General features: G+C 47.4%; 23 protein-coding genes. 14 read left to right on the forward strand and 9 right to left on the reverse strand.

Going from position 1 to position 23,532, the window contains the following annotated elements; all coding sequences use genetic code 11:
• Nucleotides 1-338 precede the first annotated feature (338 nt).
• The 4 genes from K6T99_07790 (at nucleotide 339) to K6T99_07805 (ending at nucleotide 1,784) form a co-directional block, all read left to right on the forward strand.
• Nucleotides 339-509 carry an Em GEA1 (EM1) gene (locus K6T99_07790; GenBank protein MCL6519718.1) on the forward strand — a complete coding sequence of 57 codons (171 nt, stop codon included), beginning with the start codon at nucleotides 339-341 and terminating at the stop codon, nucleotides 507-509.
• A gap of 93 nt (nucleotides 510-602) precedes the next feature.
• Entirely contained in the window at nucleotides 603-833 is a 231-nt protein-coding gene (locus K6T99_07795; GenBank protein ID MCL6519719.1) for a hypothetical protein, read from the forward strand.
• Nucleotides 834-958: 125 nt separating this feature from the next.
• Entirely contained in the window at nucleotides 959-1,198 is a 240-nt protein-coding gene (locus tag K6T99_07800; GenBank protein MCL6519720.1) for a hypothetical protein, read from the forward strand.
• 301 nt (nucleotides 1,199-1,499) lie between these two features.
• A complete protein-coding gene (locus K6T99_07805; protein MCL6519721.1) occupies nucleotides 1,500-1,784 on the forward strand; it encodes a general stress protein B in 285 nt (94 codons plus the stop codon).
• Between the two features lie 58 nt (nucleotides 1,785-1,842).
• On the opposite strand, the gene K6T99_07810 is transcribed toward K6T99_07805, so the two are convergent.
• The 7 genes from K6T99_07810 to K6T99_07840 all read right to left on the reverse strand — a co-directional run bounded on the left by K6T99_07810 (nucleotide 1,843) and on the right by K6T99_07840 (nucleotide 9,101).
• Nucleotides 1,843-2,307: an ATP-binding protein gene (locus K6T99_07810; protein MCL6519722.1), complete on the reverse strand. Its 465-nt coding sequence runs from the start codon at nucleotides 2,305-2,307 to the stop codon at nucleotides 1,843-1,845.
• Between the two features lie 107 nt (nucleotides 2,308-2,414).
• On the reverse strand, nucleotides 2,415-3,494 hold the full coding sequence (locus K6T99_07815) for a shikimate dehydrogenase (protein ID MCL6519723.1): 1,080 nt from the start codon (nucleotides 3,492-3,494) through the stop codon (nucleotides 2,415-2,417).
• Nucleotides 3,495-3,549: 55 nt separating this feature from the next.
• Complete coding sequence (dusB, locus tag K6T99_07820) at nucleotides 3,550-4,464, reverse strand: tRNA dihydrouridine synthase DusB (protein ID MCL6519724.1); 915 nt, start codon at nucleotides 4,462-4,464, stop codon at nucleotides 3,550-3,552.
• 156 nt (nucleotides 4,465-4,620) lie between these two features.
• A complete protein-coding gene (locus K6T99_07825; protein ID MCL6519725.1) occupies nucleotides 4,621-5,409 on the reverse strand; it encodes a type III pantothenate kinase in 789 nt (262 codons plus the stop codon).
• Nucleotides 5,410-5,447: 38 nt separating this feature from the next.
• Entirely contained in the window at nucleotides 5,448-6,581 is a 1,134-nt protein-coding gene (gene rpoD, locus K6T99_07830; protein ID MCL6519726.1) for an RNA polymerase sigma factor RpoD, read from the reverse strand.
• Nucleotides 6,571-8,397: a DNA primase gene (gene dnaG / locus K6T99_07835; GenBank protein ID MCL6519727.1), complete on the reverse strand. Its 1,827-nt coding sequence runs from the start codon at nucleotides 8,395-8,397 to the stop codon at nucleotides 6,571-6,573. Before dnaG ends, rpoD begins: the two co-directional genes overlap by 11 nt.
• A 29-nt stretch (nucleotides 8,398-8,426) precedes the next feature.
• On the reverse strand, nucleotides 8,427-9,101 hold the full coding sequence (locus K6T99_07840) for a hypothetical protein (protein MCL6519728.1): 675 nt from the start codon (nucleotides 9,099-9,101) through the stop codon (nucleotides 8,427-8,429).
• Between the two features lie 333 nt (nucleotides 9,102-9,434).
• Between K6T99_07840 and K6T99_07845 the strand changes: the two genes are divergently transcribed.
• The 4 genes from K6T99_07845 to K6T99_07860 all read left to right on the forward strand — a co-directional run bounded on the left by K6T99_07845 (nucleotide 9,435) and on the right by K6T99_07860 (nucleotide 14,293).
• Nucleotides 9,435-11,156, forward strand: a complete 1,722-nt coding sequence (locus tag K6T99_07845; protein MCL6519729.1) for a PAS domain-containing protein — start codon at nucleotides 9,435-9,437, stop codon at nucleotides 11,154-11,156.
• A gap of 41 nt (nucleotides 11,157-11,197) precedes the next feature.
• Nucleotides 11,198-11,671, forward strand: coding sequence for a dUTP diphosphatase (gene dut / locus K6T99_07850; protein MCL6519730.1), 474 nt, complete (start codon nucleotides 11,198-11,200; stop codon nucleotides 11,669-11,671).
• Nucleotides 11,672-11,745: 74 nt separating this feature from the next.
• Entirely contained in the window at nucleotides 11,746-13,119 is a 1,374-nt protein-coding gene (locus K6T99_07855) for a hypothetical protein (protein ID MCL6519731.1), read from the forward strand.
• Complete coding sequence (locus K6T99_07860; protein MCL6519732.1) at nucleotides 13,106-14,293, forward strand: Glu/Leu/Phe/Val dehydrogenase; 1,188 nt, start codon at nucleotides 13,106-13,108, stop codon at nucleotides 14,291-14,293. Before K6T99_07855 ends, K6T99_07860 begins: the two co-directional genes overlap by 14 nt.
• A 106-nt stretch (nucleotides 14,294-14,399) precedes the next feature.
• On the opposite strand, the gene K6T99_07865 is transcribed toward K6T99_07860, so the two are convergent.
• The gene (locus K6T99_07865) at nucleotides 14,400-16,427 is read right to left on the reverse strand and encodes a type IIA DNA topoisomerase subunit B (protein MCL6519733.1); all 2,028 of its coding nucleotides are present in this window, start codon (nucleotides 16,425-16,427) and stop codon (nucleotides 14,400-14,402) included.
• A gap of 268 nt (nucleotides 16,428-16,695) precedes the next feature.
• Entirely contained in the window at nucleotides 16,696-17,052 is a 357-nt protein-coding gene (locus K6T99_07870) for a hypothetical protein (protein ID MCL6519734.1), read from the reverse strand.
• Nucleotides 17,053-17,286: 234 nt separating this feature from the next.
• Between K6T99_07870 and K6T99_07875 the strand changes: the two genes are divergently transcribed.
• From K6T99_07875 to hemA, 6 genes are all read left to right on the forward strand, one after another.
• Entirely contained in the window at nucleotides 17,287-18,267 is a 981-nt protein-coding gene (locus tag K6T99_07875; protein MCL6519735.1) for an NHL repeat-containing protein, read from the forward strand.
• Nucleotides 18,268-18,311: 44 nt separating this feature from the next.
• Nucleotides 18,312-19,706 (forward strand): cytochrome c biogenesis protein ResB, encoded by a 1,395-nt coding sequence (locus K6T99_07880; protein MCL6519736.1) that lies wholly within the window; start codon nucleotides 18,312-18,314, stop codon nucleotides 19,704-19,706.
• Between the two features lie 128 nt (nucleotides 19,707-19,834).
• Complete coding sequence (locus K6T99_07885) at nucleotides 19,835-20,794, forward strand: hypothetical protein (GenBank protein MCL6519737.1); 960 nt, start codon at nucleotides 19,835-19,837, stop codon at nucleotides 20,792-20,794.
• Nucleotides 20,791-21,615: a c-type cytochrome biogenesis protein CcsB gene (ccsB, locus tag K6T99_07890; protein MCL6519738.1), complete on the forward strand. Its 825-nt coding sequence runs from the start codon at nucleotides 20,791-20,793 to the stop codon at nucleotides 21,613-21,615. The genes K6T99_07885 and ccsB overlap by 4 nt, the downstream gene beginning before the upstream one ends.
• Before the next feature lie 4 nt (nucleotides 21,616-21,619).
• Nucleotides 21,620-22,243 carry a bifunctional precorrin-2 dehydrogenase/sirohydrochlorin ferrochelatase gene (locus K6T99_07895; GenBank protein MCL6519739.1) on the forward strand — a complete coding sequence of 208 codons (624 nt, stop codon included), beginning with the start codon at nucleotides 21,620-21,622 and terminating at the stop codon, nucleotides 22,241-22,243.
• A complete protein-coding gene (gene hemA / locus K6T99_07900) occupies nucleotides 22,234-23,532 on the forward strand; it encodes a glutamyl-tRNA reductase (GenBank protein MCL6519740.1) in 1,299 nt (432 codons plus the stop codon). Before K6T99_07895 ends, hemA begins: the two co-directional genes overlap by 10 nt.

Consider the following 23,532-nt stretch of genomic DNA (forward strand, 5'->3'; position numbering starts at 1 on the left):
GAGGGAACAAGGTTAAAGCCGATTTGCATTGACTGATGACATAAGTTCATAAAATGCGCGTAATTTATTTTGCTATGTTTAGCAAATAGACTTAATGAAGTCGGCAAAGTAGCTAACAAGATGTCATAAATTTTACAAAAATATCGACTAGGAGGGCGTTAAGAGATTAAAGATTTTGTCAAAAAGGTAATAAAGATTATGGCAATTAGCTTTGGGCTTTGACATCTTAAAACAATTTTTAATGTCGTTTGCCCGCAGAATAAACCAAGGGCAAACGAAAAATCGAAAAAACTCGCAGCGGGCTTTTTGCCCGGCGAGCACAGTAGGAGGTGAGATAGATGGCCAAGGAGAAGAAAGGCGCTATGACGGTAAGCGAGGCCGGACGCAAAGGTGGCCAGACCACGAGCAGCAGATACGGCCATGAGTTCTATGAGGAGATCGGCCACAAGGGCGGTCAGAAAGTCAAGAGGCTGATTGAGGAAGGTAAGAAGGCTGCCGCCTCGAAGTAATGTAGGTTCTCATTAGTTTGCAAAGAAGCAATACGCCAGGCTCTATTCTGGCGGGACAGATATCCTCTCGAATTTCCGGGAGGAGGTGAAAAAATGGCCGAGGAAGGCAAGGGCGGAATGAGTGTGAGCGAGGCCGGACGCCGAGGCGGCAAACGCACAGCCGAGACTCATGGCCACGAGTTCTATGAGGAGATTGGCAGGAAGGGCGGAGAAACAACCAGCGTAAAATATGGAACGCCCTTCTATGAGGAGATCGGCCATAAAGGCGGCCAGAAGGTGAAGAGGCTCATTGAAGAAGGCAAAAAGGCTATTGGAGAGAGCTAGCTTAGCTATGCAGCCATCCCCGCTCCGGCCCGGGGATGGCTGGAATAAGTTTCGCTAGCTTAATATAGCCTTGAAGTCTCCAGTCAAATTAATTCGTTTACTCCCAATTGAGGAGGTGAAACGAAATGGCAAAAAGAGATGTTGGTGATATAACGGTTAGCGAGGCTGGTCGCCGAGGTGGTAAACGCACTGCTCAAACTCACGGCCATGAGTTTTATGAGGAGATCGGTAAGAAAGGTGGCCGCAGAGGAGGCGAGACCACAGCTGAGCGTTATGGCCACGAATTTTATGAAGAAATAGGGCGTAAAGGTGGCCAAAAAGTTAAGAAGCTCATTGAGGAAGGTAAAAAGGCTCTTGGCGAATAGAGCATCTCTTTATTGGCTTCTTAACATGATTGGCTTTTAGTAAATTGGTTTCTTGTTGGTAATTTGTTAATTAAATGGGTATAAGGAAAATAGCAGTGCATGAAATTGGCAAAACTGTGAAATCACGGAAGGTAAGCGAGCCATGGCCGGCACGTCGAATGGACGTGGCATAAAGTGGATTGCCGCACTTGCAGTTCGGCCGGGCTCTTACATAATAAGCCCCATATAGTTCAAAAGGTGTCGTGCCAGCAGTTTAAGCTGGTCCGAGATTATAGTAAGCGAATGAAAGGAGGTGCTTCTCATGGCGCGTGAAAAGAAGGGGCAGATGACTGTGAGTGAAGCCGGAAGACGCGGTGGTGAGACCACCAGCGAGAAGTACGGCCATAAGTTCTATGAAGAGATCGGCAAAAAGGGCGGCAAGACTACCAGTCAACGGTACGGCTCGCCGTTTTATGAGGAAATCGGCGCCAAGGGCGGACAGACCACCAGCGAGAAATATGGACACGAGTTCTATGAAGAAATTGGCCATCGAGGTGGTCAGAAAGTCAAAGAGCTGATTGAAAGAGGAAAAGCTAGCGGTCAGTAGCGTCCTTCATACCCAGATAGACGACGGCATCATTCCCGTTAATAGGGAGATGCCGTCGTCATGTCTGTTTACATTTGGTGTTTGCTGTAGCCAGGCTTTGAAGTGAGGATGTTTTTTTCTTTACCATTCGCACACTCGACCCTTTACGAGTTTTGGCAACTTGAACATAATCCATTAGACTGTAAATAAGCGTCAACCCCCTACCGCTTTCCTGCAAACTTCCTGCGTTCTTCAAGCAGGAATCCGGTTGGAAGCCAGGGCCTTCGTCGCGAATGTCAATAGTGAGGGCATCGTCTGTTACCTCACATATAATCACAACGGCATTGTCTACCTGTCTAGGACTTCCATGACTTACGGCATTGGCAACCGCTTCTGAAACCGACAATTCGATATCCTTTACTGCTTCGACCGGGAAGCCCATGCTCTCTGCAATTGCTGCTATTCCCTTGCGAGCCATTGGGACGTACCTTACATCGCTGGGGATTCGGAAGAGGACGCTTCTATTGCGTGATATGGCAGGCATCGTAGGATTCCTTCCAACAATCACTCTTATTGCGTCGGGTATAAAGCTTATACCCGACAACAGTGGCATTGAAACGCAGGGGGTAGACAGTCACACTTGCTCTAGGATTAGCTCCTTCGCCGTCGGGCATTAGCTCGTATGAACTCAATGTGCTCGTCGGTGACTGCCTTTTCGAAGCTTCGGAAGCCTGCAAGCTTGAATCCGTGTTTCTGCGCCAGCGCTGAAATCTCAGTTACTTGTTCAACGCTTACATTCTTGCCAAGTGTGAAATTCTCGTAGCGGCCTTCGAGGGCTAGAATTATTGTCTCAGACATGCAGGCATATGCTGTTTTGGGTGGGAAGCCAAAGTTGAAACGGAAATCTACATCACCGGGAACGGCGACAACGCCTCCTTCAATAACTAGAACGTCGTTGCGCTCCTTTGCAACCCTTGATGAAACGTCCCTGGGACGGGCTATATCGCATACAACAGCGCCGGATTTGAGGTCGGATGGGTGAATTATGGCATTTATTGCACTGGTGACCGTAATGATGATATCAGCGTCTCGAATTCCCGTATGCACCTCTGTAAATACTTTGGTAGTACAATCGGATTCTGCCGCGATTTCTGTTGCTACCTTGTTTAGTGGTTCGAGGGAACGGTCTACTAGTGCGAGTTCTGGCGTCCGGCGGGCGAGGATGCGAGCACAGGTTCGGCCAATGGAGCCTGCTGCGCCAACGACAGCCGCCTTTGCTTTTGAGGGGTCAATATCCATAATCTCAGCTGCTTTGAGTACACCTTCTATGCCGGTGGCAATTGTATAACTATTTCCTGTTGTAACTGCAATATTAAGATTCTTTGCGATAGTTATTCCGCCATCGCCTACGACCGAAGTATGTGCTCCGAGTCCTATTATGCGTGCTCCCTGTTCTTCGGCAAGCTGTCCAGCCTTGATTATTTTCTCATACACAAAGTCTAGCGGCAGTGTGCTCATCTGGCGCGGCGTGAGCGGACAACCTATAAACCAGCCTTCTGCTTCTTTGCCGGTTGCCGATTTTACGCCGGTGATATGCGAAAGGACCATTGGCTCCTTGAACTTAAGGCCCCATTCGACTAGTCTTTCAGGTAGAAATTTGGCAATGGGATATTTACGGGCAACGTCGCGTTTTGCATCTATCGGATGGATTACAAAGGCAAATTTTTCCAATTTACTTTCCTTGCTTACAAATTTTCACCGTGAGTTTTAAATCAGCGTCCAATTTTCACGCTTGTTTGCAAGCCTCTTCTGTTAGGGCGAGCATTTCGTCCAATGTCGTTGCGCTAGAGACCGCTCGTCTTATCTGGGAAGCGCCTGGGATACTTTTTATGTACCAGGCTAGTTGCCCTCGCATTTCTCTAACTCCACGTTCCTCGCCGTATAGCTCGGTCATTAGGCGAAGATGTTCGCGGGCAACTTCCATCCGTTCCGCACAGGAGGGTTCTGGTGGGATTTCGCCAGTAGCTATGTAATGTGCGGTTCTGCTGAATATCCAGGGATTTCCCAGTGCCGCTCTGCCTATCATCACAGCATCACAGCCTGTTTCTGTCAACATGCGCACTGCATCCTGAGGGCTTTTCACATCACCGTTGCCGATAACAGGGATGCGTACAGCCTTTTTTACATCAGCTATAATATTCCAATCGGCCGTTCCTGAGTAACCTTGTGCTGCTGTGCGACCGTGGATTGTCACTGCGGCGATTCCAACTTCTTCTGCTATCCTGGCGACTTCGATGGCCGTAACATGTTTGTCATCTGGCCCTTTCCGTGTTTTTACCGTCACCGGAATGCTTACTGCTTGGACGACGGCTGACATAACCTCCCGCGCTTGTTCTAGGTTTTGCATTAGTGCTGCCCCGGCGCCTGTTCTCACTACCTTGCGAACTGGACATCCAAGGTTGATATCTATTGCGTCTGCCCCAACAGCCTCAGCCATTGCGGCTGCTGATGCCATTGTGTCAGTGTCTGCACCAAAAATCTGAACAATTACAGGCCTTTCTTCATCCGTCCAGTCGAACATTCTCAGCGTTTTCGAATTTCGATATCGGAGCCCATAACTGCTTATCATTTCCGTCCAGACTGCCGCCGCACCATGATGTCGACAAATCAGTCGGAATGCGTGATTTGTGACGCCTGCCATCGGCGCGAGGACGATGGGAGGGTCAAGCGAAATTCGGAACTCTTGTCGCCGGATTTCAGATGGCCTGCGTTCGATTTTCGTTTTCTATTCTTACTCCCTTATTGGAAAACAATACGAGTAACAAATAGCATACTGATTGAAAGCAGTATCTATTAGCTACTCGTTGCTAGTTTTGATTGCCAATTTTGCTCTTTCATAGAGGATTCTTAGACCCTCTAGTGTAAGAAAGAGGTTAATGATTTCTATTGTCCGACTAAGTGGCGCGATTAAACCGGCCAGTCCACCTGTTGCTATTACCTTTGCAGTTCCTCCCAGCTCACTTTGCACTCGGTTAACTAACTCGTCAATCTGGCCAGCAAATCCAAATAATATTCCTGCTTGCATACTGGTGACCGTTGTTGTGCCTATTGCCGATGGCGGGGTCACTAAATCTATCCTTGGCAATCGGGCAGCGGCGCGGTGGAGTGCTTCTGTTGATATGCCGATTCCTGGCGCAATCACACCTCCCAGGTATTCACCTGTTTCAGAAACGGCGTCTAGCGTTGTTGCGGTGCCTAAATCCACAACTATCGCTGGACCGCCGTAAAGTGCATATGCTGCGATGGCGTTGGCTATTCTATCCGCTCCAACATCGGATTTTGGTTCGTAGTTAATTTTAATTCCCATGTCTTTAGACGGGTCCACTACGAATGGTTCGATGTTAAAGAACTTCCGACATGCTGCGACCATATCCGACATTGTGGGCGGTACAACGTTTGATATGGCTATACCCGTTATGTCTTGAAATTGGATGTTGGAATATTCAAATAAATCCCGAAGAAGCATTCCATATTCGTCCGCTGTCCTGCCGAGTTGCGTACGAATACGCCAATCTGCAATCAGTTGGGAGTCTTTGTAGACTCCTAACATTATGTTTGTATTTCCAACATCGATTGTAAGAATCATCGGTTAACTTGGAGTAGATTGAAGTAAGGGCTCGAGGTCTATGCCAGGTACTCTTCGAGTTTTTTCCGTCGCTTGGCATGGCGGAGCTTTTTAAGAGCTTTGGCTTCAATCTGGCGGATGCGCTCTCGTGTGACCTGAAAGTGCCGCCCAACTTCCTCGAGTGTTCTGGGGTAGCCGTCGTCCAGTCCGAAACGCATCCTCAGCACATCCCGTTCTCGACTGGTAAGCTCTGATAGCACCTCGACAATCCGCTCGCGCAAGAGCTGATGCGATGCGGCGTCGTCTGGCGAAACGGTGTCACGATCTTGAATAAAGTCGGAAAGGTGACTATCCTCTTCTTCTCCGATAGGTGTTTCGAGCGAAAGAGGCTCAGGTGCAATCCGCATAATTTCGCTAACGCGCTCAACCGGCAAGTCCATTTCTCGAGCCAGCTCTTCCATCGTTGGCTCACGGCCAAGTTCTTGAAGGAGGTGGCTTGATGTCTTTATTAGACGGTTGATCGTCTCGACCATATGCACCGGGATTCGAATTGTCCGACCCTGGTCCGCTATAGCACGAGTGATCGCCTGGCGAATCCACCATGTGGCGTATGTGCTGAACTTATAGCCTTTCCTATAATCGAATTTCTCGACTGCGCGAATAAGCCCGATATTTCCTTCTTGAATTAGATCAGGAAATGACATCCCGCGACCGCTGTATCTTTTTGCAATGCTTACGACGAGACGCAGGTTTGCTTGAATTAGCTTTTCCTTTGCTTTTTGAGCTTCCGGAGTCTTGCCGTCGCCTTCAGCTATTGTTTTGGCAAGGGCAACCTCTTCCTCCATTGTTAGGAGCGGAGTTCGACCAATCTCGCGGAGCCACATCCTAACCGAGTCGTCAAGCGGAAGTCCTTCCATGGCAGCGAGTTCTTCTTCATGAACCTCGATGTCATGGACGGGTGCTTCTTCAGGCACAGGGGCTTCCTCGACGAGTTCAGCATCTTTGATCTCCTCGACTACTTGAATTCCTTCATCAGCAAACGTTTGCAGGAGATCGTCTATCTGGTCCGCGTCAATATCTTCTTGGCGGCTCAGAGTGTCGCTGATCTCGTCGTACGTAAGTATGCCCTTGCGTTTGCCTTCGTTTAGTAGTTTTTGTATTTCTGCGTTTTCTTTAATATCTTCAACTGTCACTTTCGTTCATCCCTTTAGGACCAGCTTTTGGATCTACTTTTCCGGTTTCTCTAAATAATTCGATAGCTTGTCTGATTGCTGCTTTGCGCAAATCCTTTGAAGCATCTATTATACCATCTTTCATATACGGTGCAAGAATGTCCGAAGTTCTCATTTTCCTAAGTTTTGATTTCTTTATCAATTCAATACAATCCTGCAAACCTTTTTCATTAAGTGGCGGTATGTCCTCCCGCAATGCAAGCTCGCTTAGAAATCTGCCGACTTCAGTTGTAACTGAGCCTATTATCTTGTTTAGCTCGGCCACTCCATTTTCCCTAACGGCTTCGAACGCCGCTTTTGCCGCTGTGCGGGTTAGGTCGTTTGAAAAATCATTTTCTGATAGCGCTTCTACAATGAGTTGCGCCCCCGCCTCGTTGTGAATTAATGTTCTTAAGATTGAAATTTCAGCCTTCTCAACGGCTGTTTTGGGTTTTGCCCATTGGTTGATAGGCGTTTTTATTCCTTTTATGCTCTGTTGCCTTCGCGCTATTAGTTCAATATCCTGCCTTAGGTGTTCCTCCGCTCTAGTTGTACCCGTCTCAAAGTTCGGATGATACCTTGCGAGCTTTCTAATATGCTTTTCACGTTCGATACTAGTGGGAATCTCAGCCAAGATCCTTACAGCCTGTTTGAGCATTTCTGCTCTGCCTGTGTAAGATGAAAGATCATGGTTCTCCATTAGTATCGCAAGCCTGTAATCTATAATTGGTAGTGCATTTGAAATTGCGGCGGCAAACTCGGTTACAAGTCCTTTCCTAAGCACACTATCTGGATCGTCGCCGCCCGGAAGCCTGGCTATTCGTACGTCGCACCCAGCTTCTTCAAACATGGAAGCGCCTCTAATTGCCGCCGAAATTCCCGCAGAATCGGCATCGTAAGCTAACACTACCCGCTTTGTATAGCGTAGTAGTACATTAATATGTTCCCTAGTGAGCGCCGTTCCTAACGTGGCTACACAGTTCTCGAAACCTGCTTGGTGGCAGGCAATTACGTCTGTATAGCCTTCAACAACAATCGCTTGGTCAAGCTCTGCAATCTTTTTACGTGCAAAGTTGAGACCATAAAGCGCTTTTGTTTTGCTAAAGAGCGGGGTCTCTGGCGAATTTAGATATTTTGGTTGGTCGTCGGAGGCGATGGCCCGACCGCCGAAGCCGATTGTCTGTTCGTGTATGTCAAAGATCGGAAAAATAATCCTATGCCTAAAACGGTCATAATATCCGTCGTCACGATCGCTTTTGATAACAAGGCCTGCCTCTGCCGCACAAGCCAAGTTCACGCCTTTTTTGGTCAGGTAAGAGACCAAGCCATCCCAAGCGGCTGCGGCATATCCGAGCTTAAACTGCTCGATAGTTTGATCGGCAAGCCCGCGCCTGCGAAGATATTCAATAGCGATTGGTGTTCGGTTTAGCAACTCCCGATAGTAGGAAGCTGCTATTTCATTTACTTCCCTAAGGGCATCTCTGCGGCTTGAATGTCGTTTTTGAAGGCGCTCAAGCTCTACTCCCGCACGTTTTGCCAATCGTTCGAGGGCTTCCGGGAAAGTGAGGCTCTCCGCCTTCATCACAAATGCGAAAATATCGCCATGCTCACCACAGCCGAAACAATGCCAAGTTTGAAATTGCTCGCTGACCGTAAAAGAAGGTGTTTTTTCTGCATGGAATGGGCAGAGCCCGACGTGATTTTTTCCGACGCGCTTCAGAGTAACATAGTCGGATACGACGTCAAGAATACTGAGCTTTGTCCGAATCTCATCGATGGCGTCGCGCACATCAGCCACACAGAGCAACCCCCGCTCGGTTAACGGCACTAGTCCCAAAGCGCAATTGTGATGCCTACAACTGTCTTGCCCAAGAATGTAAATGCTACCCTGTTCTTTTCAATGTATTTCGTGACCATTTGCATTCCGGACTTCTGGTGGGACTCTGGGTAGCCGTATTTCATGATAACGTCCTTATAAGTGCTTCCGAGCTTAATACCCTTCGAAGTTCCTATGCCGGGCCAATCCACGCCGAAAGCGGCAATCTGGATTACTATGCCATCAGGGTTGATGATGAACTCGAGGGTATGATTCTTGGGAAACCGATAGATCCATGTAACCTCGGGAGCTGACTGCTTGTTTGCTTTGCCTCCGGTTGAGCCTTGGAAAGGCGATGATTGCCCCGATGCCGAAGAACCGCCTGCTGATGGAGGAGGACCTTCAAGCGCCGCAAAGGGGTTTGATGCCCCACCCATGCCTGGAGGTGGGCCTTCGGCGGTACCGAATGGACTGCCGGCCCCTGTGTCTGTTGCCGCTTGTCTTGTAGACCCAACCCTTATTTCTGTAGGATTGCCGTACTTCTGGATTATGCTCAGTGCCGATCTGCCTAGCCGGATTCCTGCCAGCTGAAGCTCTTTTACCTCCGCTGCATAGGCGAATGACGTGGATATAACCAGGACTACTATGATAGGAATACATATGAATACTTTTGTTCTAAACGCCATGCTTTACCCTCGCTTTCGAAAGTTTGTAGCTAAAAATATTTCTACAATGCCTATTTCAAATCCTCCTTGTGGCAATAATTTTTATAGGCAATGACAAAGGAATCGGAATTACCCTGTTTTAGACAATTCCAATGGAACTTTTGTTCCAAAACGTCAATCATAAAAACGGCACGCTTTGAGCAGGATATGAGTAACAGAGAGCCACATATTTCGTTTGGCAGAAGTACAGTAGCAAGTTGACGATGGCAGCACCATTATGTTATAATGCTTTGGTATGACGACTAACTTACGCTCAATTAGCAGATAACAGAATGGAAAGGTGATAGCACTCGGATGTTCGACAGTAACGAGGCGTTGCTCGCCAGGGTTGAAGAACTCCAAAAAGAGTTAGAGGAGAGCAAGCAATATATAGCAACCCTTGAAAAGGCAAAGAGAGAGCTCGAGCAGAAAATTCGAAGCCTCTCCGAGCCTAGTGGCGAGCCGATTCCAATAACTGAAATTGAGGAGACCCTTAAAAGGTTCGTACGCAAGACAGCTGAGATTCTCTACGCCGAAAAGTGTGTGTTTATGCTTTTTGACAAAGAAAGCGGTGAACTTGTAGCTACTAAACCTGCTTATGGGTTGACCGACGAAGAGATAAAGGCATTCAGGGTCCGTGCCACACAGGGAGTTTCGGGCGAGGTATTCCGAACTGGCAAGCCAATTATAATACATGATGCGTTGAATGACGAACGCACGTACAAGGATAATGTTGCTCTTCTCCATGTTCGCAATGGTGTTTGCGTGCCCCTGATCTCTGAAAAACGCGATGAAGAGGGGCGCGTGATTGAGAGTACCACTATTGGTGTTCTTCATGTTTTCAACCAGCGCTATGGAAACATTTTTACTGAAGAAGACGTTCGCCTACTTCAACGCTATGCAAAGAACGCTACTGCGGTAATTCTGAATGCCCAGATATATCGCGAATTTGTCGCGGAAAAAGAAGACCTTGAGCACATCATCGAGAGTGTATACGCAGGCTTGTTAATGGTAAACAAGGACGGCAGAATCACTCAGATGAATGCCTCTGCACGGTCGATGTTTGGTGCGCAGGGTAAAGATGTTCTTGGCAAAATGTATTATGAGGTAATAGACGAACCAAAGGTAAAGGACATACTTGTCCAATGCTTAACGGAAAATACAGAAATCGCAAGCGAAATCTCGCTCCGTTTGGACGAGAGCGAGAGGATTTATCAAGTACAAACGGCACTTGTTAAGGGCGAAGAGCAGCAACCCATAGGCGTTGTTGCAATCTTTAATGATATTACAGAAATACGAAACGTTGAGCGAATGAAAACGGCGTTTGTGTCAACTGTTTCCCATGAGCTTCGAACTCCTCTGACTTCGATTAAGGGCTTCATTTCTACGCTCTTGATGGATGAAGAGGGTTATTACGACCGTGATACTCAGCGTGAGTTCTACACAATCATTGACACTGAGTGTGACCGTCTTACCAGATTAATTAGTGACTTGCTGAACGTTTCTAGAATCGAAGCTGGCCGAGCGTTGGAACTCAACCTTAAGCCTGTCAACTTGCCGAATCTAATCGAAAAGGTCGTCACCGTCCAAAAATCATACACAAATAAGCATACCTTTAAGATAGAGCTCGATGACCTGCCAGAAATCACAGCCGATGAAGACAAAGTCGACCAAATTTTGACCAACCTAACAAACAACGCAATCAAGTATTCACCAAAGGGTGGTCAAATTACTATAACCGGTACATCAAAAGACGGTATGGTTACAATAAGCGTTGCCGACCAGGGAATGGGAATTCCTAAGGACCACTTACCAAAAGTGTTTGAGCGATTCCATCGCGTTGACAACCGGGATACGCGTGAAGTTGGCGGTACTGGAATAGGTCTCTACCTTGTGAAGCACCTTGTTGAGGCGCATGGCGGCAAGATTTGGGTTGAAAGTGAGCTAGGGAAAGGCTCGACGTTTACGTTCACTTTGCCGATAACGCCTCCGTCTGAGGAAGAGGAAGAAACGAAAGAGAAAGAGGCCGTAGCTTGAGTCTCAAATCGCGGCGAGATTATGCAAAGGCATTTCCTGAAATGGCTCAAGTAACGGTAAAAGTTCTTATCCAAAAGCTGCCTGATGCCGAGGACCTTCCTCTCCCTGATTATGCAACTGCTGGAGCCGCTGGCATTGACCTTCATGCGGCGGTGGAAAACGATACAATCCTCAATCCGGGCGAGCGTAAGCTCATTTCAGCTGGTATACGAATAGCAATCCCCGAAGGTTTTGAAGGGCAAATACGTCCAAGAAGCGGCTTGGCGCTAAGACATGGCATTGGCTGTGTGAATTCTCCCGGCACGATTGATTCTGATTACCGAGGGCCTATTCAAGTGATTTTGATCAACTTTGGCGATAAACCATTTACTATCCATCGGGGAGACCGCATTGCTCAGCTTGTGATTGCGCCAGTCGCGAAGGCAGCCCTTGTCGAATCGAAATTTCTTCCTGAAACTGAGCGCAGCGACGCTGGCTTCGGCCACACAGGTGTTGCTCCGACGAACAACAAATAGGAAACATTGGCTGTTTTAAGTTCATTTGCCAATGCAATTTGCTTGCCGCGAAAAGACAAAGAAGGAAAAGTCTGATGAGTGAGCTAGCATATCGGGAGCTTTATGCGCCTGGCCATTTTGGAAATTGGTACGAAGTAATGGCTCCTTATGAGGCCGAAGAGATGCTTCGCGAGGCGAAATATTGGGGTTTTAACTCATATGGTGACTGGCTTGACGCCGCCGACTTAAAGGACCCACACGACAATCCCAGAAGGGAATACCTGCTGCCCCAGGTGCTCTGGGAACGGAAACAAGAGTTTTATCGCATTGCAGAAAAACTTGGCTTTCAAACTAACCTGGTCATCACCCCAAATCATGTCTATCTCAACCAAGTTTCACCAGAAATCGCCGCCGACAGAAAGGACAAAAGGCTCTTTGGCGGCCAACTGATATGTCCTTCGAAGCCGAAGGGCCGAGAGATTATCTTGAATAATCACCGTAACCTTTTTAAGGACCTGAAGTCAAAGGGGGTTAGCTTGGACTCTATCTCAGGCTGTCCATTTGATTACGGTGGGTGCTCCTGCCCTGAATGCAGCCCTTGGATACTGACTTTCGGAAAACTTATGGTGGAAATCCACGGAATTGCGCGAGAATATTTTCCGGGGATTCAGATGAGGTTAATCGGCTGGTGGTGGACAGCGGAAGAGCATAAGATGTTTAAAGAATGGGCCGACCGCGAGCAGAAAGGGCGGTTTGTGTCATTGGCAGAACACATTCTCTACGGCGAAACCCGTCCAAACCCTGAATTTGTGTTGCCCGAGGGATGTGAGCTTCATGCGTTTGTCCACATTGGATATGCAGAAAAAGCAAGCCCAAGGGATGTCTATGGAGCTTGGGGGCCGGTGATTGCTGCAAATCGTCTTGCTAGAACTGTATATGAACTTAAAGGCATTGGATGCACTGGGTTCCAAGCATATTCTGAAGGCTGCCTTGACGATGTGAACAAAGCTCTTCTAGGCGCACTTTCGTCTGGGAAAGCGTCGGATGCGAAAGCAGTCCTCGCAGAGTATGCGGAAAGGTACTTTGGTGCAAAGGGGCCGGATAAAAATGAATGGGCTAGTTGGTTGGCAGACTGGGGTGAACCATTCACTCGTGATGCTAAAAAGGCTCGCAAGGAGTTCGATAGACTTGCAAAGAAAGCGCGCTCGAGCTGGCGGCTAAAGCAATGGGAAGCCAAATTACGAATCTTTGAGGCTAATGCCGAGGTGTTGGCGGGTAAAGAATGGAATGAGGAACGCCGAGCTGCTGCGGACCGTTTCTTTTTTGAGCGCGAAAAACTATTCCGCGGCATCTGGGGACTTGGACCGGTGCGTCACGTGCTTAATGCTAGATACCATCCGCCACCTTGGTATCAAGAATTTCGAGCGGCAAAGGCTGTTGAAATAGGAGTGAACAATGAGTGTAGTTGACTTAAATCAAATTTCAAAATTCATTGATGTTAGCGCTGAAGCCCAACAACTTCTTAGCAAGAGCGATCAAGAAGCATATGCAAACCTAAACTTTAAGTGGGAAGGTCAACTTATTTCAGCTGATGCTTATATCGTTCTTCATTGCTTGGTTCGTGGACCTGGCAAGGGCGGCATTAGAATGTCCGATGGTGTTAGTCTTGAGGAGACGCGCAGGCTTGCAGAACTTATGACATACAAGTGCGCGCTCACACGAATTCCTTTTGGCGGTGCTAAGTCTGGTATTTGCATTGCTCCCCAGACTCTCACACCAGAGGCTAGGCGTGCGCTGATTGCAGAATACGTTCATATGTTTGGATTGTATCTCCAATCTGGCACATACGTGCCAGCGCCTGACCTTGGCACGGGTCCTTCCGACATGGCTACTATTTATGGCTACACCCATGTTCCTGAATCCGTAACTGGGAAGCCGCCTAGGATTGGAGGACTTCCAGGTCGTGAAGAAGCAACCGGTTATGGAGTTGCTACTGTAGTTAGGATGGCAGTAGCTGATATCCTTGGAAAAGAGTTGTCCGATGCCACAGTTGCAATACAAGGATATGGCAATGTTGGATACTGGACTGCCAAGTTTCTTTCTGAATGGGGCATGAGGGTAATCGCAGTGTCGGATGTTGGGTCTGCTTTATACTCAGATGTTGGGCTGCCTATTTCCGAGATTGGAAAAGTGAATTCCCTGGCAGCTACAGGTATGCCCCAGATACCGCGCGATGAGCTACTGGTTGTCCCAGTAGATGTGTTAATTCCTGCGGCGGTAGAGAATGTCATTACAGAAAAGACGGCACCAAATATTCAGGCAAAATTAGTTGTTGAAGCCGCCAATGATCCTACTACAACCGAGGGCAATAAAATACTCACTGAGAGGGGAATCCCCGTAATCCCTGACATTCTTGCCAACGCCGGAGGCGTTGTTGCTTCATATATTGAGTGGCGCCAGGCGAAGTCTGGAAGCCTTACAGAAAAAGAAGAAACTTATGCGGCTATCGAAAAGCAGCTCTCTCAGGCATATAGAGAGACAACTGAGGTTGCTAGGAGCAAGAATATAACTCATAGATTGGCAGCGCAGATAATTGCAGTGGATGAAGTTGTTCAGTCAATGCGCGACCGTGGCTGGATCTAAGATTGCCTTTTCCTTCTTGCTGAGTTGTAAACTTACCAATCGGGGGCAACTACGTAGTTGCCCCCATTGCTTTTAGCCAATTTGCTAACTAAAGACATTATGTCAATTAGTAATGCCAGTCAACGTCCGCAACCTCTTTTGCATGCCGTTCGATGAATTCCCGCCTTGGCTCGACTTTATCGCCCATTAGAGTGGTAAATATTTCGTCAGCCAGCACCGCGTCTTCCATTGTTACTTGGAGTATTGTTCGCGTTGCTGGGTTCATTGTTGTCTCTGCTAGTTGGTCGGCGTTCATTTCGCCGAGACCTTTGAACCTTTGAACTTTTACGTCCTTCTTACCTCGTATGTTTTTAAGGATTTCTTCTAGGTCTTGGTCATTTTTTGCATAGAATTGTTGATCTTTGCCCACGCTAACGCGGTAGAGCGGTGGCTGAGCAATATATACATGGCCAGCTTCGATGAGAGGCCTCATGTAGCGGAAAAAGAAGGTGAGCAGTAGCGTCCGAATATGATCCCCGTCGACGTCGGCATCGGTCATTATTATAACCCTATCATATCGGAGTTTTCTCAAGTCACAGCCGAACGCGTTTTCTTTGCCGTTGCCATTACCGTTGGCTGTATTCTCTTCGGCGCCATTTTGCTCGTAATTCTCGTCATCACCACTCATGCCGCGGGCGATTCCAGTGCCAAGAGCGGTGATAAGCGCGCGAATTTCTTCGTTTTCCAAAGCTTTATCTAGGCGAGCTTTCTCAACGTTTAAAATTTTACCTCTCAGCGGCAGGACGGCTTGGTATCGCCGGTCGCGGCCCTGTTTTGCGGAGCCACCTGCGGAGTCGCCCTCCACTAGGTAAATCTCACACTTCGATGGGTCGCGTTCTGAACAGTCGGCAAGCTTGCCGGGGAGAGATGAGTTCTCCAGGGCACTTTGTCGCTTCACAAGATCCGCCGCTTTGCGTGCTGCCTCGCGAGCTCTGCATGCCGTAAGAGCCTTTTCGACAATTTTCTTTCCAACCGCAGGGTTTTCCTCAAGGAATTCCGAGAGACCCTCGCCGACGATTGAGTTTACTATACCTTCTACTTCGCTGTTTCCAAGTTTGGTCTTTGTTTGGCCTTCAAACTGTGGGTGAAGTAGCTTGACAGAGATGACTGCTGTCAATCCTTCGCGAACATCTTCGCCTGTGAAGTTGTTGTCCTTTTCCTTTAGAGCGCCAATCTTGCGAGCATAGGCGTTGATTACCCTTGTTAGGGCAGTTTTAAAGCCGGATAGATGAACGCCGCCCTCAGCAGTATTGATGTTGTTTGCGAACGTCAGGATTTCTTCATGGTAGCCTTCGTTATATTGGAGAGCAATCTCTACATCAATGTCTTCGCGTTGGCGTGCGAAGTAGATAACCTTGTGGATAGGGTCCTTATTTCGGTTGAGGTGTTCAACAAATGCCGCAATTCCTGTCTTGTAGTGGAATACTTGGGTTTCTCCGGTTTCTTCGAGCGTAAATGTTATTTTAACTTGCTTGTTAAGATACGCTAGTTCTCGAAGCCTTTGGGTAAGGATTTCGGGGTTGTATTCTATTTTACCAAAAATCTCATGATCGGCTAGCCAGCGAGTGTATGTGCCGGTCTCTTTGGTTTTTCCGATTTTCCTGAGCGGACCGGTGGGTACTCCACGGCGGTAATCCTGCCTCCATATGCCGCCTTTCTGACGCACTTCGACATAGCACCACTCGGAGAGGGCATTTACTGCTGAAACACCTACGCCATGCAAACCACCTGAAACTTTATACGCGCCACTGTTGAACTTTGCGCCTGCATGGAGCATAGTCATCGCTACTTCGACGCCTGACACGCCCATCTCAGAGTGGATGTCAACTGGTATTCCCTGGCCATTGTCGCGGACTGATATGCTTTTGTCGGTATGTAAAGTAACATCAATTCTATCACAGCGGCCCGCAAGCGCTTCATCAATTGAATTATCTACGACCTCGATAAAAAGATGGTGCAGTCCTTTTGGCCCAGTGCTACCAATATACATGGCTGGACGCATTCGTACTGCCTCGAGGCCTTTTAAGACAGTTATTTGATCAGCATCATAATTATTTACGCCGTTAGTCTTTTCTTCCTTTTGTTCAACTGCCATGTCTTGTACTATACTCCTTCTTTAGGACACGCAAAAGCTCTGACAACGATGTGAACGCTGTGTGCATGGGGTGAGATTTTGAGTGCTTATGTTGCTTTTTGCAAATCAATTTTAGCACAAAATGGGTGTGAAAGTCAATTTTTCGAGCGTTACTAGAAGGTTTCAAGACTAGCATGCGAAAGCAAGCTTGGAAAGTAAGAGATTTTCAAACTTGGTCTTTATAGTAACTAGGTTAAGGAGAATCAATCCGGCAAATAGGAGAATAAGTCTACTCCTTGCTAGTTCCCATTCCACGATCATGTGGAACATGTGGTTTCTTAGTTGTTTCCTCGGGGGTTGTTCCCTTGCGGGAAGGAAGCATTGCTGTTGCCGCGCTTTTAAATGGAGTGCGTGGGGCTGGTTCAGGCGGCAATAGTCCTTTTTTACGCTCCTCCGCCTCCTTGAGGATTTCCTTGGTAGAGGGTATTTCTTCTTCTGTGGCAAGCTCAGCGTCAAGTTCGACAGATGAGCCATCCAAGTCTTGGTCTGCACCGGTTGGAATTAGCCCAATGGGATCACCTGGCATTCCGGTAGGTCCAACAGAAATTGTGCCCTTTTGGGTTCTTTCCCCGCCTTCGTCGGCCATAGTATCCTCCTGAAGATTTAATAACATTTGTATTTATTTCCCCAAAAAATTCGAGTGGAAAACAGTATTGTTTCCACAGTCAATGTTGCTGGATTCTGCAAAAGCTAGCTAAGCGAATTTGTAGCTTTGGAAACTTTCTAGCTGGGGTGCTTGCTTTTGTGGTGGGATATGAAGTATTTTAAAGTAGTATCGATTTTTATCTAAATTGGGTTCAGCGGGTAATTTGGTTTACTTATGTCGAGAATAATTCCTATTTTCAGCATTGCCATCCTAGCTATTGTTGTCGTTTCAGCTACCCAACCTGCGCCGTTTGAAAGGACAACTTCTGAGTTGGATTTCCAATTTTGTATAACCGGCTTTGAGCATGATAGTTTTTTTGGTGAGCCTTCTGCACTTGCGCTAGATGATAGGAACTGCTTATTATACGTTGCTGATTTGAAGTTTGGCATAAGTTTGTTTACTTCTGACGGTGTTCCAAAGGGACAGCTGGGGATTCAGTCTGGTATTGAGAAGCCCGTTGGCGTAGCGGTGGACTCGGGTGGGAACCTCTATGTTGCTAATGATTCGGGCGGTCCGATTCGAGTAATGGCTAAAAATGGAGAAATTACTGAGATAGAAATTCCCGTGGAGCAAGGTGAAGAGGTGCCCAAGGTCGGTAGGATGACTTTCGACCGGGATGGCAACCTCTATTTGGTTGATCGCGCTGGGTGCCGGATATATGTTTTTGACAAGAATCGCAAGCTAAAGCTGAAGTTTGGTGCAAAAGGCGACAAACGCGGTCAATTCAAATCGCTTTGCGATGTTGCGGTTGATCGCCAAGGTAGAGTCTATGCCCTCGACGCATCTGGTACGCCTGTCCAAGTGTTTGATAAGAAAGGCAAGTATCTATTCAAATTTGGCTTCCGAGGTGGTGGGTTGGAAGACATAGGGATTGCCTCTGGTATTTTTGTTGACCGACATGACCAAATATGGATTGTGGACAAAGGTCAGCATTGCCTAAAAGTGTTTGACCGCTCTGGCACTTTCTTGAGAAAGCTTGGGGTTTATGGGACTGAGGGTGGCGCATTTTTCCACCCTATTGATATGGAGATGGATAAGTTTGGAAGAGTTTATGTGGCTGAGGCAGGGGGACGCCGTGTGCAGGTATTTTCGCTGGTAAAGCCATATGAACCATTTCAACCTGCGGATATTGGTGGAAATCTTTTGTATCCATGAATTGGCCTGGGAGTCAAAATAAACGTACAAAGGAACAAATTATAGTGTCCGACCGCGAAGTTCATAATCATAAGAGTGACGTTGAAGAAACAGAACCGATAGGTGAATTGGCGATATTTGCTTCGCTGTGGAAGCTTTTCTCGTCTATGAAAACCGCCATAGTTCTACTTTTATTGCTTGCACTGGCGTCCGTATTCGGAACTTTCAAAGAGGCTCCGGACGTTTATCATTCATGGTGGTACGCAACCCTCCTGGGTTTAATGCTAGTCAATCTCTTGGTTTGCAGCATAAACCGCTTTGGTATCGCATGGCGCAGAACTTTTTCGCCTGCTATCTCGATTACGCCCAAGCAGGTTGGAGCGATGAAGAGGTCTGAGCAATTTTGTACCCCTCTGCCTTCCCAGGAAGCTACGGCGAGAATTGTAACAACCCTACGTTCTAGAGCGTACAAAGTATTGCATGTAGAAGAGGAAGGAAATATATCACTTTACTCCACAAAGGGGCGTCTTGCAATCTGGGGGCCGTATTTAACCCACCTGAGTATTCTTGTAATTTTTCTTGGGGCCGTTATAGGTGCAAAGTTTGGCTTCGAGGGAGTTGTAGTTATTCCAGAGGGTGAAATGGTCTCAGTCTACTTTGCAAAAGACTCAGGTCAAGAAAAGCCGCTAGGATTTGAACTGAAGCTACACAATTTCCACATAGTGTGCGATAACCAAGGCCGGCCGAGCGCATATAACAGCGACTTGGAGGTCTTCGACGGAGGTCGCTCAGCTTTGCGGAAAGTGATAGACGTAAACCGGCCACTTACCTACAAAGGGATATCGTTCTTTCAGGCGAGCTATGGGCTAACTCTAAGAGTTGCTGTTACTTCTCCCAATGGTGAGACAGGGTCGGCGAATTTTTGGATTGATGTGGTAGAATCAGAGGGGTCAGTGGACTACAGGCTGCCGAATGTGGAGCCCCAGGGAATCCGCCTTGGGGGTAAGGAGATGGGGGTATTTATCCACGACTTCGCACCAAATTTCAGAGGAATGGTACCAAAATATATGGTCGCACTGCCTCCTGATCCAGCGGCGCTGATATATCTAAATGAGCGTTACCCTAGCGAAATGAGCGTTGAGAACTGGAAATCGCTTGGGTGGATTAGGTCCGGCCAGACGGTTGATTTTAGTGGATATAAAGTTACTTTGGAGGCAATTGAATACTCAAAGCTTGATATCTCCCGCAACCCAGGACTACCAATCTTATATGCCGGATTCATGCTTGTTTTATTTGGCATACTTGCGGCATTTTATATTAATCATAGGATTATTCGAGTAAGCGTATTATCAAGTGAGGATGGAGCTTTGGTTGTGGTTGGTGCAACATCGAGAGCCGACTCATCAATTTTCGATAAGGATTTCGAGCGAATTAGGGATTGCTTGAAATCAGAGTCTTAGTCTAACATAGTTAAGCAGACTAAAGCAGGGTTCTGAGAAGAAGCTTGCGTTAGGTTGCTTGTTATTCGATGAGCTTAGCGTTTTTTACATTAAGCATAACAGCGAGTTTGTTCAAAAGGAGCAGAGGCATGATTAAGAAGTATGGCATTCCCGCCCTAGTCATTTTGGTTTTGGTTGGCATTGGTCTATCAAATATCATTAGGGTGGATGGAGACACCCATACGGCGGCGTATAAAGGTTCTACATTATGCAAAATGTGTCACCAAAATACGCATAAAGAGCTCGTGGAAGCGTATTTAAAAACGGGGCACCCAAAAGCGTTCCAAAAAGCGGATGCTGAGGGGGCAATTGTCGCAGATTTCTCGAGTAATCCTGTTTTCACAAAGGACAAAGTAGCCTATGTTCTCGGCAAAGGCATTAAACAGCAGGCGTTCCTGGATGCTAATCTTCAGGTGCTCCCTGCTATCTGGGACGTAAAAACAAAAAAATGGAAGCCAACGCAGGCAGTTGATGGTGCAACCCAATGCATAGGGTGTCATGTAACGGGTTACAACGCGGAGACTAAGGCCTACGTTGAGGCAGGTGTAGGGTGCGAGTCGTGCCATGGACCAGGAGGCGATCACGTCTCAAATGCCACTGCAAAGGGGTCAATCCTAAAACTAACCGAACTACCTAGAGATAGGCAGACAATGATTTGTGGTGGATGTCACTCGAAAGGAAAGGATTTGTCAGGCAAGTTCGCCTTCCCAATTGGCTTTAAACCTGGCGATGACCTTGCAAAGTTTTTCGTTGATGCCAAACCAACAACTCCTGGTCTAAACCAGCAGTACTCGGAGCATATAACCTCAACTCATTACACGAAGCTTACAATGACATGCACGACATGCCATGACCCGCATAACCAGTCGGGCATAGCACATGAGCTGAGAAAGCCGGTCAACGAACAGTGTCTTGGCTGCCATGCAGCAAAAATAAAAGACATGGCAACTCATGCTCCAAATGCAGCTGCAGACGCCACTTGTGCAACCTGCCATATGCCTTATGGCGAGCATATTTTCAAGAAGTTGGAGAAAAAGGAAGGTTCATGACAAATCAACTTAGCCTAGTATTCTTTAAAATTGCAATTGGGTTTTATATAGGTGCGGCTGTGTTTTATATTGCCAACTTCTTAAGTCAGCGAAGGGCGTTTGGTGATATTGGGAGGGTAGTCCTAATTATCGCTGTCATACCACATATATGTGCAGTAATCATTCGGGGAATCGTTTCAAATCGCCCACCATTTTTAAATTTGTATGAGTACATGCTTTCGGTTACGCTAGGCGTTGTAATATTATACCTGGCGCTAGAATTTTCCACTAAGAGCAAGATTTTCGGGGCAGTTGCTGTGCCGCTGGTAGCTTTGGCGTGTGTTTTTACCTCACGTCTACCTAGCGAGGTAGCATGGACCATGCCAGCGTTAAAGAGCGCATGGCGCGTGCCCCACATCTCAACCGCTATACTGGCATATTCAGCTTTTACTATAGCGTTTTGTCTAGGCGTTCTCTATCTTCTTCGCGAGCATGTCGGAAAAGTGGGAGGATTTCTAGCAAGCAGACTTCCTTCGCTAGATGTGCTTGATCATACTGCCTATCGAATGATTGCTTTTGGGTTTCTTATGCAAACTGCACTATTGCTTACAGGCGCTGTGTGGGCGCAATTTGCTTTCGGGCGGCCTTGGAGCTGGGACCCAAAGGAAGTCTGGGCTCTAATAACATGGCTTGTTTATGCCGCGTATCTTCACACTCGTTTGAGCATGGGGTGGAAGGGTCGAAGATCTATTATCCTGACGATTGTTGGGTTTGCAGTTGTGCTCTTTACATTATTTGGTGTGAACTGGATAGGTAGAGGCTACCACGCAACCTACCAGTAGTCCAATGGCGTACTATCCTATCAACCTTGACCTACAGAACAAGAAATGCATAGTTGTTGGCGGCGGGGCAGTCGCCGAGCGGAAGGTCATCTCGCTGCTTGAATTCGGTGGTCGCATTGTAGTTATTGCTCCAGAGTTAACCCCCGCCCTTAAACAACTCGCCAAGCAGGGAAAGGTGGAACATGTTTCCGCAGAGTACCAGCCAGGTATTCTCCAGGGTGCTTTTTTAGTAATTGCAGCCACGAACGAACGTCATGTAAACGAGGCAGTTGCAGAAGAAGCCGGACATCTTGGCATTCTAGTGAACGTAGTAGACACACCTTCGCTTTGCAATTTCTTTGTGCCGGCAACCGTTAAAAGAGGCGACCTCATCATAAGCGTATCAACTTCGGGGAAAAGTCCGGCTCTTGCCAAGCATATTAGAGAGAAATTAGAGACTGAGTTTGGACCGGAGTTTGGCATGCTTGCCGACCTGCTTGGCGCTATTCGTGAGAAGGTTAAGGCGAAATATTCAAACCAGCACGACAGAAATTCTGCTTACGAACGGATAATCAATTCAAATGTACTGGCGCTTCTCGCCGAAGGCAGGTCGGAAGAAGCATTGGAGGTTGCGATAAAGTGCATCTAATGGTCGTCGGCCTGAGCCACAAGACTGCGCCGATTGAGCTGCGGGAAAAATTGTTTTTTTCAGAGCAACAGCTTCCGACCATTCTTGCCAATTTAAAGGATTCAACTGCCATTTCCGAGTGCGCCATTCTTTCAACATGCAATCGTACTGAGGTTTACATTTGCGCGTCTGATCCCGGTGCCGATACTTCCATCAAGACATTCTTAAGCAGAATTGGTGGTTTCTCAAACGAGGAGCTCACGCCGAAACTCTATGTTTACAGGAGCTATAAAGCCGCCGCCCACTTGTTCCGCGTTGCATCGGGGGTTGATTCGATGGTTATCGGCGAGCAACAGATTCTCGGCCAGGTAAAAACTGCATATGCTACTGCTTCTAAGCATGGTGCAAGCGGGCCAGTGTTGAACACCCTTTTTCAGCAAGCGATTACAGTTGGCAAGAGGGCGAGGACAGAAACCGAAATTGCACGCGGAGCATTCTCCATTGGCTCGGTTGCAGTTCAGCTTGCACGCTCGATATTCGAAGAGCTTTCCGAACGAACGGTTCTAGTCATCGGTGCTGGCAAGATGGCTGAACTGACTATTACCCATCTTGTTTCATGCGGTGTTAAATCTGTTTTGGTGGCAAACCGCACCCATGAGAAGGCCGAACATCTTGCTTCAGAATTCAACGGCCAAGCTGTAAGGTTTGATAACCTTCTAACCGCCCTTATGAAAGCCGATATAATAATTACTTCCACCGGCGCGCCTGAGCCCATTATTTCTCGGAATCTAGTTCTCTCTGTAATGCGTGCAAGGCGCGGCCGCCCAATCTTCTTTATTGACATAGCCGTCCCAAGAGATATTGAGCAGACAGTCGGCTTGATTGATAATGTTTTTGCTTACAACATAGACGACCTCCAGAAAGTTGTTGAAGTTGGAGAGGTAGCCCGCCGAGCAGAGATTGCTAAGGTTGAGGCGTTGATTGCCGAACAAGTAGACGAATTCATGCGCTGGTTTCGCATGCGTGATGTAGTGCCGATTATTGCTGATCTTCAAAAGAAATATGAGGAAATCTGCGATGGGGAAATGAAAAAGCTTAGAAGAAAGCTTGAGCATCTTTCCGAAGACGAATGGAATGCAATTGTAGCAGCGGCGCGCTCAATCCTGCGCAAAGTTATGCACCAGCCATTAACTTTCATCAAACAATGTGCTGAGTCTGAAGATTCCTCAGATAGGCTCAGTTTTTTGCGAGAGCTGTTTGGCATTCAGGTAGATGAGTTGAAAGCTGACGAAAAGATTGACGGGAGTTAG

It is taken from the genome of Armatimonadota bacterium, assembly GCA_023511795.1.
Classification (GTDB): domain Bacteria; phylum Armatimonadota; class UBA5829; order DTJY01; family DTJY01; genus JAIMAU01.

Bases quoted from the DNA above. Each gene is read 5' to 3' on its own strand.
- K6T99_07790 (MCL6519718.1), top strand. From the start codon at position 339: ATGGCCAAGGAGAAGAAAGGCGCTATGACGGTAAGCGAGGCCGGACGC.
- K6T99_07795 (MCL6519719.1), top strand. From the start codon at position 603: ATGGCCGAGGAAGGCAAGGGCGGAATGAGTGTGAGCGAGGCCGGACGC.
- K6T99_07800 (MCL6519720.1), top strand. From the start codon at position 959: ATGGCAAAAAGAGATGTTGGTGATATAACGGTTAGCGAGGCTGGTCGC.
- K6T99_07805 (MCL6519721.1), top strand. From the start codon at position 1,500: ATGGCGCGTGAAAAGAAGGGGCAGATGACTGTGAGTGAAGCCGGAAGA.
- K6T99_07810 (MCL6519722.1), bottom strand. From the start codon at position 2,307: ATGCCTGCCATATCACGCAATAGAAGCGTCCTCTTCCGAATCCCCAGC.
- dusB (MCL6519724.1), bottom strand. From the start codon at position 4,464: ATGGCAGGCGTCACAAATCACGCATTCCGACTGATTTGTCGACATCAT.
- K6T99_07825 (MCL6519725.1), bottom strand. From the start codon at position 5,409: ATGATTCTTACAATCGATGTTGGAAATACAAACATAATGTTAGGAGTC.
- K6T99_07840 (MCL6519728.1), bottom strand. From the start codon at position 9,101: ATGGCGTTTAGAACAAAAGTATTCATATGTATTCCTATCATAGTAGTC.
- K6T99_07845 (MCL6519729.1), top strand. From the start codon at position 9,435: ATGTTCGACAGTAACGAGGCGTTGCTCGCCAGGGTTGAAGAACTCCAA.
- dut (MCL6519730.1), top strand. From the start codon at position 11,198: ATGGCTCAAGTAACGGTAAAAGTTCTTATCCAAAAGCTGCCTGATGCC.
- K6T99_07855 (MCL6519731.1), top strand. From the start codon at position 11,746: ATGAGTGAGCTAGCATATCGGGAGCTTTATGCGCCTGGCCATTTTGGA.
- K6T99_07860 (MCL6519732.1), top strand. From the start codon at position 13,106: ATGAGTGTAGTTGACTTAAATCAAATTTCAAAATTCATTGATGTTAGC.
- K6T99_07865 (MCL6519733.1), bottom strand. From the start codon at position 16,427: ATGGCAGTTGAACAAAAGGAAGAAAAGACTAACGGCGTAAATAATTAT.
- K6T99_07870 (MCL6519734.1), bottom strand. From the start codon at position 17,052: ATGGCCGACGAAGGCGGGGAAAGAACCCAAAAGGGCACAATTTCTGTT.
- K6T99_07875 (MCL6519735.1), top strand. From the start codon at position 17,287: ATGTCGAGAATAATTCCTATTTTCAGCATTGCCATCCTAGCTATTGTT.
- K6T99_07885 (MCL6519737.1), top strand. From the start codon at position 19,835: ATGATTAAGAAGTATGGCATTCCCGCCCTAGTCATTTTGGTTTTGGTT.
- ccsB (MCL6519738.1), top strand. From the start codon at position 20,791: ATGACAAATCAACTTAGCCTAGTATTCTTTAAAATTGCAATTGGGTTT.
- K6T99_07895 (MCL6519739.1), top strand. From the start codon at position 21,620: ATGGCGTACTATCCTATCAACCTTGACCTACAGAACAAGAAATGCATA.